At 39.5% G+C, this 11,962-nt stretch carries 14 protein-coding genes; 13 read left to right on the top strand and 1 reads right to left on the bottom strand.

The features are described 5' to 3' along the window. The first annotated feature begins 10 nt into the window (after nt 1-10). From AC3WR0_RS01950 to AC3WR0_RS01900, 11 genes are all read left to right on the top strand, one after another. Entirely contained in the window at nt 11-277 is a 267-nt protein-coding gene (locus tag AC3WR0_RS01950; RefSeq protein ID WP_027319951.1) for an IreB family regulatory phosphoprotein, read from the top strand. A gap of 1 nt (nt 278) precedes the next feature. Further along, nucleotides 279-695, top strand: a complete 417-nt coding sequence (ruvX, locus tag AC3WR0_RS01945; RefSeq protein ID WP_492550747.1) for a Holliday junction resolvase RuvX — start codon at nt 279-281, stop codon at nt 693-695. A gap of 12 nt (nt 696-707) precedes the next feature. After that, nucleotides 708-998 (top strand): DUF1292 domain-containing protein, encoded by a 291-nt coding sequence (locus tag AC3WR0_RS01940; protein ID WP_027319953.1) that lies wholly within the window; start codon nt 708-710, stop codon nt 996-998. 268 nt (nt 999-1,266) lie between these two features. Next, complete coding sequence (gene mltG / locus AC3WR0_RS01935) at nt 1,267-2,388, top strand: endolytic transglycosylase MltG (RefSeq protein ID WP_492550746.1); 1,122 nt, start codon at nt 1,267-1,269, stop codon at nt 2,386-2,388. 281 nt (nt 2,389-2,669) lie between these two features. Next, nucleotides 2,670-3,314: an O-methyltransferase gene (locus AC3WR0_RS01930; protein WP_492550745.1), complete on the top strand. Its 645-nt coding sequence runs from the start codon at nt 2,670-2,672 to the stop codon at nt 3,312-3,314. Further along, nucleotides 3,314-4,243 carry a peptidase U32 family protein gene (locus tag AC3WR0_RS01925; protein ID WP_492550744.1) on the top strand — a complete coding sequence of 310 codons (930 nt, stop codon included), beginning with the start codon at nt 3,314-3,316 and terminating at the stop codon, nt 4,241-4,243. The genes AC3WR0_RS01930 and AC3WR0_RS01925 overlap by 1 nt, the downstream gene beginning before the upstream one ends. A gap of 36 nt (nt 4,244-4,279) precedes the next feature. Then, the gene (locus AC3WR0_RS01920) at nt 4,280-5,548 is read left to right on the top strand and encodes a peptidase U32 family protein (protein ID WP_492550743.1); all 1,269 of its coding nucleotides are present in this window, start codon (nt 4,280-4,282) and stop codon (nt 5,546-5,548) included. A 3-nt stretch (nt 5,549-5,551) separates the two neighbouring features. Next, a complete protein-coding gene (gene udk, locus AC3WR0_RS01915) occupies nt 5,552-6,187 on the top strand; it encodes a uridine kinase (protein ID WP_027319958.1) in 636 nt (211 codons plus the stop codon). A gap of 161 nt (nt 6,188-6,348) precedes the next feature. Beyond that, entirely contained in the window at nt 6,349-6,825 is a 477-nt protein-coding gene (greA, locus tag AC3WR0_RS01910; RefSeq protein ID WP_492550742.1) for a transcription elongation factor GreA, read from the top strand. 122 nt (nt 6,826-6,947) lie between these two features. Further along, nucleotides 6,948-8,705, top strand: a complete 1,758-nt coding sequence (locus tag AC3WR0_RS01905; protein WP_492550741.1) for a peptidoglycan D,D-transpeptidase FtsI family protein — start codon at nt 6,948-6,950, stop codon at nt 8,703-8,705. A gap of 88 nt (nt 8,706-8,793) precedes the next feature. Further along, the gene (locus tag AC3WR0_RS01900; protein ID WP_492550740.1) at nt 8,794-9,489 is read left to right on the top strand and encodes a YrrS family protein; all 696 of its coding nucleotides are present in this window, start codon (nt 8,794-8,796) and stop codon (nt 9,487-9,489) included. Between the two features lie 53 nt (nt 9,490-9,542). Here the strand turns inward: AC3WR0_RS01900 and AC3WR0_RS01895 are convergent, their stop codons facing one another. Beyond that, entirely contained in the window at nt 9,543-9,749 is a 207-nt protein-coding gene (locus AC3WR0_RS01895) for a DUF2536 family protein (RefSeq protein WP_492550739.1), read from the bottom strand. 314 nt (nt 9,750-10,063) lie between these two features. Between AC3WR0_RS01895 and mtnN the strand changes: the two genes are divergently transcribed. Together mtnN and AC3WR0_RS01885 are read left to right on the top strand one after the other, a co-directional pair. After that, nucleotides 10,064-10,759 (top strand): 5'-methylthioadenosine/S-adenosylhomocysteine nucleosidase, encoded by a 696-nt coding sequence (gene mtnN / locus AC3WR0_RS01890; RefSeq protein ID WP_492550738.1) that lies wholly within the window; start codon nt 10,064-10,066, stop codon nt 10,757-10,759. Nucleotides 10,760-11,244: 485 nt separating this feature from the next. Then, nucleotides 11,245-11,505 carry a YrhC family protein gene (locus AC3WR0_RS01885; RefSeq protein WP_492550737.1) on the top strand — a complete coding sequence of 87 codons (261 nt, stop codon included), beginning with the start codon at nt 11,245-11,247 and terminating at the stop codon, nt 11,503-11,505. Nucleotides 11,506-11,962: the final 457 nt, after the last annotated feature.

The raw sequence follows: 11,962 nt of genomic DNA, 5'->3' as shown, positions 1-11,962 counted from the left end.
GGTGCATGCAATGAGCTCATTTGACAAGACGATGAGATTCAATTTTCCGGAAGAGCCTTTTGAACATGATATAAACGAAGTATTATTTCAGGTGTATGAGGCTCTCCAGGAAAAGGGATACAATCCCATCAATCAAATTGTGGGGTATCTTTTATCCGGAGACCCTGCATACATCCCGCGCCACCGGGATGCCAGAAATATCATCCGCAAGCTAGAACGTGATGAGATTATTGAGGAACTGGTAAAATCATATCTAAAACAGCGGCGAGAGGGTTAGAATGCGGATTATAGGTTTGGATGTTGGCTCCAAAACAATTGGAGTTGCCTTGAGCGATGAGCTTGGATGGACCGCACAAGGCCTTAAAACTCTTAAAATTGATGAAGAAAAAAATGAGTTTGGTTTTGAGGAATTAGGTAAAATAATAAAAGAGTATCAGGTTAGCAAAGCTGTAATTGGTTTGCCAAAAAATATGAATGGTACAATCGGGCCGCGCGGAGAAGCAAGTCAAAGGTTTGCTTCTGAAGTGGAAGAACGTTTTTCTATTCCTGCCGTGCTTTGGGACGAGCGCCTCACAACTATGCAGGCTGAACGGGTTCTTCTTGAAGCAGATGTAAGCAGAAAGAAAAGAAAAAAGGTCATTGATAAAATGGCAGCCATGATGATTTTACAAAGCTATATGGATAGCAAAAATTAATGAGGTGACAGTATGAATCACGGAGAAAACAATATTACTGTAGTAGATGAAAACGGTAATGAACAATTATGCGAGGTACTTTTTACATTTGATTCAGAAGAATTTGGCAAGTCATATGTTCTCTATTATCCACTTGGTGCTGATGAGGATGACGACGAAGAAATTGAAATCCATGCTTCTGCCTTCACTCCAACTGAAGATGGACAAGACGGCGAGCTAATGCCGATTGAAACTGATGAAGAGTGGGACATGATTGAAGAAATGCTAAACACCTTCCTTGAAGAGCAGGAAGACGGAGAATAATATAGTTTACCCTCCCGGCCTTTTCACAGGCCGGGCTTTTTTTTAGCGTTAAGGAAAGTCTTTTTCCGCTTACGCAGAGTTAAAAGCCGCGAAACAGCAAAATAATGTTTTGTCTGTTAGTATGTTGATACCCCATTGCATAAATTGACATTTTTCGCGCTGTATGCTCAAATTAGAGCGTATAAACTAATTAGAAAGTAATTTATTTAGGGGAAGTTGCTGCTGTAAGACAAGGTTGTCTCAGCTCTGCCTATCAGGGAGGTTTCAAATGGCATCTGGTTATAAAAATGATAGTAGAAAAAATAGCTTCAAAAATTTTAGAGAAGCTGGAAAAGTGAAACGGCCTGTTCTTTACATAGGGACTGCTGTCCTTCTCTTATTGTTGATTGCTGGGGGTGTCTTTCTCTATGTTAAATCTGCACTTAACCCTCTCGATCCTGGAAGCAAGGTTAAAACCAAAGTGGAAATCCCAATGGGTTCATCGGCTGCAGTAATAGGGCACTCTTTGGAGAAGGAAGGAATAATAAAGGATGCAAATGTTTTTAGGTATTATGTAAGACTTAAACATGAATCAGGATTTATGGCAGGAAACTATGAATTCAGTCCTTCCATGGGGGTTCCTGAAATTGTGAATCGGTTAAAAAACGGAAAAATTTATCAAACTGTAGCTTTTAGGATTACAATTCCAGAAGGAAAACAGCTTAAGGAAATTGCCTTAATCATAGCCAATGCCTCTAAAACTCCGGAAAAGGACGTTTTTAATAAACTTAACGACCGGACTTTCATTACGGGGCTAATGAAAAAGTATCCTGATGTACTTACTCAGGATATACTAAATAAAAATGTACTTTACCCGCTGGAAGGATATCTTTACCCGGCCACTTATCCTTTCTATAAGGATAAGCCTACAATTGATGAAATGGTTGAGGCAATGCTCGGAAAAACAAAGAAAGAACTAGATATTTACAGAAGCGAGATGAAGACAAAAAGCATCAGACCTCATCAGCTTCTTACAATGGCCTCACTGATCGAAGAAGAAGCAACTCAGAAGGCAGACAGACACAAAATATCAAGTGTTTTTTATAACCGGATCCAAAAAGGGATGCCTCTGCAGACAGACCCTACAGTTCTTTACGCTCAGGGTAAGCATAAGGATAGAGTTTATTATAAGGATTTGGAAGTAAATTCCCCCTATAATACATATAAAAATGCTGGATTGCCCCCAGGCCCCATTGCCAACGCAGGTAAAATGTCAATCGAGGCCGCCTTACACCCAGATAAAACCGGCTTTTATTACTTTTTAGCGGCATCTGATGGGACAGTTATTTTTACAAAAACGCTTGATGAGCATAACAGGGAAAAAGCTAAACATATTTCCAGTAAAAAATAATGTCGGATTATGGGGGGATAAATAGCTTTCCCCCAATTTTTATGTTAAAATAGTTCAAGTGTTTTAGTAATGTCTAGTTACAGCGCCGGGAAACGGGCGCTTGTACTTTTCGTATAAGCATTCAATAGCGTAACTCACAGGCAGGTAAAGGAATGCAGGTTGCTGCTCCGTGCATAAATTGTAAAAATTTATGCTGATTCTTTCTGTGAACGCTATTTTTTCATGTTTAAAAAACACACTAAAAGCCGATTGCTTTTATAAAAGAATAGAGGTGAAGCAGCTTGAACGATAAGCTGCATTCTTATATAGAAACTCTCATTCCTGCAAGGAATGATTTGCTCGAGGAAATGGAGAAATTTGCGGGTGATCATGGTGTTCCGATTATGGAATTAACCGGTATAGAATCTCTGCTTCAAATTCTTCGTATTCAAAATCCCTCTGCTATCCTTGAAATTGGCACAGCCATTGGCTATTCTGCCTTGAGAATGGCATTTGCACTGCCTGAGGCCAAAATTGTAACGATTGAGCGGGATGAGGAAAGATTCCTTCTTGCAGAACAATATATTGACCGCTCCGGAAAAGAAAAAAACATCGTCCTTATCAAAGGAGATGCGCTTGAATCAGAGAGCGAAGTCAGAGCTCATGGTCCTTTCAACGCTATTTTTGTTGATGCGGCCAAAGGGCAGTATCAGAAGTTCTTTGAGATTTATTCCCGTTTTCTTGCCGATGATGGCATTATCATAACAGATAATGTCTTATTTAAAGGCCTTGTCTGTGAAGATGAGATAGAAAATAAACGAATTCGTAATCTCGTTAAAAAAATAGATCATTTCAACAAATGGCTTATGGCCCATCCTGATTATCACACGGTAATTTTGCCTGTTGGGGATGGAGTTGCGATTAGTAAAAAAAGAGGTGAAAGTTAATGGAAAAAACAGAATTATTGGTTACTCCCATTACATCCGAAGATATTCTTCCTCTTGCTGAAGCAGGGGCAGATGCATTTATTATTGGAGAACAGCGATATGGATTGCGTCTGGCAGGGGAATTTAACCGTGATGAAGTAAAGAAATCTATCGAATTGGCTCATTCAAAAGGCAAAAAGGTCTATGTTGCTATGAATGCCATTTTCCATAATGAAAAATTAGAAGAGCTTAAAGATTACTTAAAGTTTGCTTCTGATGCAGGAGCAGATGCAATTGTGTTTGGAGATCCCGCTGTTCTTATGACAGCTAAGGAAACAGTACCTGAAATGAAGCTTCACTGGAACACAGAAACTACTGCGACTAACTGGTATACATGTAACTACTGGGGACGCAAGGGTGCTAAAAGGTCAGTTCTTGCGCGCGAAATCAGCATGGAAGCTGTTGTAGGAATAAAAGAGAAGGCTGAAGTGGAAATTGAGGTCCAGGTTCATGGCATGACTTGCATGTTTCAATCAAAACGCTCACTGCTTGGTAATTACTTTTTATACCAAGACAAAGTAATGGAAATTGAAAATCGCAAGCAGCAAAAGAATATGTTCCTTCATGATAATGAAAGAGGTAATAAATATCCTATCTTTGAAGATGAAAATGGAACTCATATTATGAGTCCAAATGATATCTGCATCATTGACGAGCTTCAGGATATGCTGGAGGCTGGAGTCGATTCGTTTAAAATCGATGGCATTTTAAAAAGCCCTGAGTACATTCTTGCTGTGACAAAAGCTTATCGAAAAGCAATTGATTTATACTTTGAAGACCCTGAAAGCTATGAAGACCAAAAGGATTCATTACTTGAAGAACTAGAAGCGATTCAGCCAGAAAACAGACCATTAGATACAGGCTTCTTTTTCAAAGAGACAGTTTACTAAACACATAAATTTATAAAATATAGGAGGTATTTGACCGTGAACGCACTTCAGGATAAGATTTCACAAATGGTTGACGGCAAGCGTGTTATTACGAAAAAACCAGAACTTCTTGCGCCTGCCGGAAATCTTGAAAAACTAAAGATTGCCGTGCAATATGGTGCAGATGCCGTATTTATTGGCGGCCAGGAGTATGGCCTGCGTTCCAATGCAGATAACTTTACGTTTGAAGAAATGAAAGAGGGCGTAGAGTTTGCCAAAAGATTCGGTGCAAATATTTATGTAACAACCAATATATATGCCCATAACGAAAATATGGACGGACTCGAAGAATATTTACTTGGATTAAAGGATGCAGGAGTTGCGGGAATTATCGTGGCTGATCCATTAATCATTGAAACATGCCGCCGTTTAGCGCCAGAAATAGAAGTGCATTTAAGCACACAGCAGTCCCTTACCAACTGGAAGGCAATCCAATTCTGGAAAGAGGAAGGACTTGAGCGTGTTGTTTTGGCCCGTGAGACAAGTGCTGAGGAAATTCGTGAAATGAAGGAAAAGGTTGATATTGAAATTGAAACCTTTATCCATGGTGCAATGTGTATTGCCTACTCAGGCCGCTGCACACTAAGTAACCATATGACAGCCCGTGATTCAAACCGTGGCGGCTGCTGTCAATCCTGCCGCTGGGATTATGATCTATACCAGCAGGAGGGAAGCTCCGAGACACCATTATTTGCTGAAAATGATTCACCTTTTGCAATGAGCCCTAAGGATTTAAATCTGATTGAATCTATTCCGAAAATGATTGAATTGGGTATTGACAGTCTTAAAATTGAAGGAAGAATGAAATCAATTCACTATATCGCTACAGTTGTAAGTGTCTATAGAAAAGTAATTGATGCTTATTGTGCAGATCCTGAAAATTTTGTTATTCAGCAGGAATGGCTGGATGAACTTGATAAATGTGCGAATCGGGAAACAGCAACAGCCTTTTTTGAAGGTGTACCAGGGTATAAAGAGCAAATGTTTGGCAATCATAGCAAAAAGACAACCTTTGATTTTGCTGGATTGGTTCTTGATTATGATGCAGAAACCCAAATGGTTACACTTCAGCAGAGAAATAATTTTAAGCCAGGCCAGGAAGTAGAGTTTTTTGGTCCGGAAATTGAGAACTTTACTCATGTTATTGATAAAATTTGGGACGAGAAAGGCAACGAGCTGGATGCAGCACGCCATCCTCTGCAAATTGTACGCTTTAAACTGGATAAACCTGTTTACCCTAACAACATGATGCGGAAGGAGAAATAAAACATGTCGCATAAACCTGTTGTGATTGGTGTAGCTGGAGGTTCTGGCTCAGGGAAGACAAGTGTCACTAAAGCAATTTATGAAAGCTTTAAGGGACATTCAATTTTAATTTTGGAACAGGATTACTACTATAAGGATCAAAGTATTCTCCCTTTTGAGGAACGTCTCAAAACAAATTATGACCATCCGCTTGCATTTGATAACGACCTGCTGATTGATCATATTAAGCAGCTGCTGCGCTACGAGCCAATTGAAAAACCAGTATATGATTACTCAATCCATACTCGTTCTGATGATGTTATCCCGGTAGAACCAAAGGATGTTATAATTCTTGAAGGGATTTTAATTCTTGAAGACGAACGTCTTCGTGACCTGATGGATATAAAACTTTTTGTTGATACAGATGCCGACTTAAGAATAGTTCGGCGTTTAATTAGGGATATAAAAGAACGCGGCCGATCTCTGGACTCCGTAATTGAACAATATGTGAACGTGGTTCGCCCAATGCACAACCAATTCATTGAACCTACAAAGCGCTATGCGGACATAATTATTCCCGAAGGTGGGCATAATCATGTTGCTATCGATATAATGGTGACAAAAATTCAAACAATTCTTGAACAAAAATCAATTTTATGAAACAATAGCAGATGAAAAGAACTAAATTTTAGTTCTAACGAATAAGTTTTTGTATGCGCGCCCTTTAATAGGACGCGCTCCTATGTATTTATGCCAATGATAGGGCTACATAATTAACACAGTCTGCTGGGGGATTGTGAAGACTAGAAGGAGTGAATAGTTTGGCTGCAGAGAAAGTATTTCCAATGACACAGGCAGGAAAAGAAAAGCTTGAACAGGAGCTTGAGCATTTAAAATCTGTAAAACGTAAAGAGGTTGTAGAAAGAATTAAAATCGCCCGAAGCTTTGGTGATTTATCCGAAAACTCGGAATATGATTCTGCAAAAGAAGAGCAGGCTTTTGTTGAGGGACGTATTACAACTCTTGAAAATATGATTAGAAATGCAAAGATTATCGAAGAAGGCGAAATGAGCAGTGATACTGTTACACTTGGCCGTTCCGTTACTTTTGTTGAATTGCCAAATGGTGACGAAGAAACCTATACGATCGTGGGCAGCGCTGAAGCAGATCCATTTGAAGGCAAAATTTCAAATGATTCTCCGATTGCAAAAAGTCTGATTGGCAAAAGAGTCGGCGATGAAGTTTCCGTTCAGACTCCAGGCGGAGAAATGAGCGTCCGTATCATTTCAATTAAATAATAATGATTTAAAGGCACTCATAGATTTTGGGTGCCTTTATTTTTGTCCAAGCCAGCCATTGAAGAAGCCCTCCAATGTTTGAAAACCCCCATCCTCGTCAACACTTTTGACGAGGTGTTTTTATGTGGCAAAAAAGGGCAAATGGATTCCTGATCTTATATTTAATTATCTTCTCACTATTATTGGTGAGGCTGATGCAGGTTCAATTATTTGAAACGGAAACCTTTACATCAAGGAACATTAACCTTCTTGAAGAAAGCGTAAAGCAACGGGCTCAAGAGCTTGTAATTGACAATGGCAGAGGTGAATTCCTCGACCGTAATGGAAAATTAATGACAGAACAAAAGACGAATGTACTGGTTTTGTTTCCGTTTTTAAAAAAGATAGCCTGGGATGTTGAAACGGTATCCTCTATAACTGGAATCTCAAAGAATAATTTGATGTATGCCATTAATAAAGCCAAAAAACCTTTTTCTTATGGAGACCCCCTGCCAATCTCTTTAAGTTCTAAACAAATGAAGAAAATAAATGAACTTAAAATACCGGGAGTTTTTGCAGTTGAAAGGAAATTTCCGATTAAAAACATTCCCGCAGAGCAATTGATTGGTCTGGCTGCAGAAAATCCTACAGAAATTAAAAAACGCTATCCTGATAAAAGTCTTTCAAGCCAAACACCCATTGGAATATCAGGACTTGAAGAAAGCTTTGATGAATTCCTTCTTCCTGAGGGAAAGTCGAGTCTTATTTATCATGTTGACGGTGATGGAGCCCCTCTCTTTGGGCTAAATGTCCGCTATACAGATCCAGCCAACCCCTTTTATCCGGTTAATATTAAAACAACTGTAGACATGGATATTCAAGAAAAGGCTGAAGAATTAGCTAGTACCTATGGTATTAAAAAGGGAGGTCTAGTGCTCCTTGACATACAGGACAACAGTGTCCTTGCTATGGTATCAAGACCATCCATTAATAAAAAAAATCCGTACAGCGGAAGCGGTATGTCCAATATGATGCTAAAACAGCAGATAATGGGATCTGTTTTTAAAACAGTAGTCGCCGCGGCTGCTATTGATCATAATCTCGACAGCCCAGCCAAGACATTTGACTGCAGCAAAAAAATTAATGGCAAGCTAGATGAGCAGCACCAATATGGAAACTTGGATTTTTCAACTAGCTTTGCCGTGAGCTGCAACAGAGCTTTTGGACAGCTGGCAGTGGAATTAAAAAATATAAATCCTAAAATATTAGAAGATTATGCTGGAAGACTGTCCCTCACAGGTCCTGTAGGCTGGGAAGGGGATGTTTATCACACAAGCAATTTCAAGCAGATGAAGGAAGAGGAAAAGGGGAGGGTTTTCCGATCCGATGAAGACCGTTTAGACTCAAACTTTGTGGCCATGTCTGGAATCGGCCAGCATGAGGTAAGGGCAACCCCTTTAGGAGTAGCCAGCATGATGGCTACAATTGCTAGGGGCGGGGATAAAAAAATGATTAAAGTGGTTTCAGCGATAGAATATAAAAATCACTCCCAATTGATTCGGTTTCCTGATAAAGCTATTGCAGGGGATACCATTGCTCCCTATACGGCCATGGAGCTTCAGAAACTTCTTAGGGAAGTAATTACAAATGAGCGTGGGACAGGACGCTGGTTTAAAAGTCTTCCTTATGAAGTAGCCGGAAAATCAGGAACAGCTGAAACAGGAAGGTATGTAGATGGAAAACAGCTGCATAATAAATGGTTTGCGGGATATTTTCCTTATCAAAATCCAAGATATGCTCTAGTGGTTGTTAATCTGGATGTTTATGAAAATGAGGGCGGAATTAATCCTTTATTTTCAGATATGGTAAAATGGTTGTATGAAAATAAGAGCAGCCAGTAGGACGTCTTGAGGAAAATCAAGATATTCCTTCATGTTTTCATGAACTCATGTTAGAATGTTGACATCCTTATTTTTTGGAGGGATAGAATTGGATAACGATTTTCAAACAGGTTCCCGGTCCGGTAATCGGGCAAAAAGAAAGAAAACAAACTTGGTGTTAAACAGCTTGATTGCCATTGTCCTGCTTTTAATCATATTCGTTGCGTATGCAATTTTTTCAGGCGGCAAAGATAAAGCGGCAACCAAGAATGCTGATAAATCCGCAGAATCAAAGCAAACTCTTCAGCATAAAAAAAGCAACGAAAAAAAAGCAAGTAAAGATGAAAAGGCTGAAACTGACCAAAATCAGGGGAAAGACGAAGATACTTCGTCCGATGAGCCAGATGACAATGCTGGTGGCCAATCAGGGGAGTCAGATGCCCAGGCGGTGGTCACTGAGGGCGGCAGCACCTCCAATGTAAAACAGACTATTGAGAACCCTGAGTGGAAGCCAGTAGGCACTACTCAGTCCGGAGAACATGCTGCAGTTTACGATCAAAGCTCTGCTGACTGGCAGGAAATGCTTAACGCGGTTTCATATGCTACCGGTATTGACCAAAGCAATATGACGGTATGGCGTCTTGGAAGCAATAATCATGACCCAAATCGCTCTATAGCCACCATTTCATCCAAGGACACTAAAGAAGCCTATAGAGTTTATATTGATTGGGTGGACGGAGAAGGATGGAAGCCTTCAAAGGTGGAAGAATTATCCGAAAATGATAGAGGGAATATGGGCCAATAAAAGCGGCTGATTAAATCAAAAAGTAAGGATGGTCCCTCGAAGAGGTTCCATCCTTACTTTTTTGCTTTAAAATGTACTACAGCTGAGTAAAAAGTCTGGCTATTTTCGTTAACATGCATTTGATGTGAAACAGAATGGACGGAAAGCATGATCACTCTGTTAATATCGATTTGTCCTTCAATCTTCTTTTGCAGCGTCTTTAAATCTGCTGCCTCAAAGAATTCCACTTTATCTTCGATTAAATCTAGTTGAAAACTCATACTATACACTCCCTCTTATTTATTATTGTAATGGGAGAGAACCTCCCAGGCAAACAATTGTGAAAGACTTTTATCTTTTGGCTTTGTTGAAGTTAAAGACGTAGACTCCTACGGGAAAAGCGCGCAGTACCTTTATAGCAAAATCATCGCAAAAGATGGTAAAATAGTGTTCGCGGATACAAACTGCGAATCCGAAGAAGATTATATATAAAAAACGTCAAGGAAAGCTTTCTCAAGCTTACAAAGGGTAATTCGGGATATAAAGTTTACTCTTATTACAGAGGGAGCAAAATTACAAAGAAAGAGGTCTGAAAATGAAAATCGCCATCATTGGAGCAATGGAAGAAGAGGTTACACTGTTAAGAGAAAATATTGAAGGAAAGACACAGGAAACTATTGCTGGTTGTGAGTTTACTTTTGGGAACATGCACGGTGCAGAAGTTATCCTCCTTCGCTCTGGGATAGGCAAAGTTAATGCGGCTATGTCTACTACAATCCTTCTGGAAAAGTATAAACCTGACTATATTATCAATACGGGATCAGCAGGTGGTTTTCATTCTGAACTGAACGTAGGGGATGCTGTAATTTCCTCAGAAGTTCGCCATCATGATGTGGATGTAACTGCTTTTGGTTATGAATACGGACAAGTTCCTCAGCTTCCAGCTGCATTTTTGGCAGACAGCAGACTTGTAGCGATTGCAGAAGCTGCAGCAAAGGAAATTGAGGATATTCAGATTGTAAAAGGCCTTATTGCTACAGGAGATTCCTTTATGCAGGATCCTGTAAGAGTTGACTTTGTAAGAACCAAGTTTGAGGACCTCCAGGCTGTTGAGATGGAAGCTGCAGCAATTGCTCAGGTTGCCCATCAATTCCAGGTGCCGTTTGTAATCATTCGTTCATTGTCTGATATTGCCGGTAAGGAATCCAATGTATCCTTTGATCAATACCTAGAAAAAGCAGCAGTTAATTCTGCTACCCTTGTAATGAAGATGGTATCCAAGCTGGTTTAATTATTGGAAGTAAATTAATAATTTTTCAAAGCCTGCCTTTTAAGGTGGGCTTATTCTTTTGTTCGCTAATCAGAATATATATCCCTAAATTCTGAACGCACGACGGACAGGATAAGGAAGGCTTCGTCAGCATTATCATCGCACGAAGGAAAAGCACCTGCTTTTCCGAGGAAGTCCTAATCAAGTAAAATAGAGTGTGCTGATTTCCTTTGGATAGAGTTTGTTCAATTGCTACAACTGATATTCAGTTGTAGGGGAGGGCTCCACCACTTTCTTATTGGCCATTTACCATGCCAGATGGTTAAAGTGTTCTTTGGTAATTTCGCAGCTATATTGATTGAACCGAGCTCCTGAAGCTCAAATTAAACTCAAAATATATGGTACTGTTCTATTGGCTAAATAATTTACTAATATTTACATTCGCGAAAAACGCCTATTTTATGTTAAAGTTAAATAGTAGATTTATAGAAAAGCAGGTGATTTGAATGAAAAACCAGGCAAAAGCCCTTTTTGATAAAATGACTGATTTTAAACGATTTGCGATTACTTTGTTGGCTGTTGGCTCGTTTCTTTATCTAGGCTTAATTATTCCTTCGGCTGTTAAATCCGATAGAAGTTTAAATATAATCATACTCTCTTCATTAGTATTTTTAACTCTTTCTGTTTTCTTTTTTATTCAATCCAGTACTTGCCGCGAAAGGCTCCTGGAGATGGAAGAAGCAGATGAATATTTAACACGCAAATAGCGTCTTTTAGCGAGGCGTTATTTTTTTATGGAATAAATTAGAAAAAAAGGTTTACAATCATCACTTATGTGGATATAATTACCATAGTTAGTGAAAAATTCCGTTTAGGAGGTCGTAATGATGAAAAAGTCAGTCGTCTGGTTAAATAAAACAACAACAACTGAATATTTCTTTAGCAAGCATTCGACCCAAAAGGAATGGATCGCATAACAGTCAATGACTAAAACGAATCTATCCATGCCGCAGGGAGAATTGCGCCCTGTGGTATTTTTATGCGTAAAAGACTAGAAGCCGCAGGGGAATAATTCCTTGCGGCTTTTTTTTGGCTAGGCAGAATATATATGCTTAAATTCTGAACGCACGACGAACAGGACAAGGAAGGCTAAGTCAGCTTTGCCTCGCACGCTTTTCGAGGGGTCCCGTTTTGAGCGTGATAAGAGCAACTGCGGCTCTTCCT

The sequence above is a fragment of the Neobacillus sp. FW104-15D2 genome (assembly GCF_058790155.1).
This window is presented reverse-complemented; position numbering and strand designations above follow the sequence as displayed.

Excerpts from the sequence above, each read along its gene's own strand:
- AC3WR0_RS01950 (WP_027319951.1), top strand. The coding sequence starts at position 11 with ATGAGCTCATTTGACAAGACGATGAGATTCAATTTTCCGGAAGAGCCT.
- ruvX (WP_492550747.1), top strand. The coding sequence starts at position 279 with ATGCGGATTATAGGTTTGGATGTTGGCTCCAAAACAATTGGAGTTGCC.
- AC3WR0_RS01940 (WP_027319953.1), top strand. The coding sequence starts at position 708 with ATGAATCACGGAGAAAACAATATTACTGTAGTAGATGAAAACGGTAAT.
- mltG (WP_492550746.1), top strand. The coding sequence starts at position 1,267 with ATGGCATCTGGTTATAAAAATGATAGTAGAAAAAATAGCTTCAAAAAT.
- AC3WR0_RS01925 (WP_492550744.1), top strand. The coding sequence starts at position 3,314 with ATGGAAAAAACAGAATTATTGGTTACTCCCATTACATCCGAAGATATT.
- udk (WP_027319958.1), top strand. The coding sequence starts at position 5,552 with ATGTCGCATAAACCTGTTGTGATTGGTGTAGCTGGAGGTTCTGGCTCA.
- AC3WR0_RS01905 (WP_492550741.1), top strand. The coding sequence starts at position 6,948 with ATGTGGCAAAAAAGGGCAAATGGATTCCTGATCTTATATTTAATTATC.
- AC3WR0_RS01895 (WP_492550739.1), bottom strand. The coding sequence starts at position 9,749 with ATGAGTTTTCAACTAGATTTAATCGAAGATAAAGTGGAATTCTTTGAG.
- mtnN (WP_492550738.1), top strand. The coding sequence starts at position 10,064 with ATGAAAATCGCCATCATTGGAGCAATGGAAGAAGAGGTTACACTGTTA.
- AC3WR0_RS01885 (WP_492550737.1), top strand. The coding sequence starts at position 11,245 with ATGAAAAACCAGGCAAAAGCCCTTTTTGATAAAATGACTGATTTTAAA.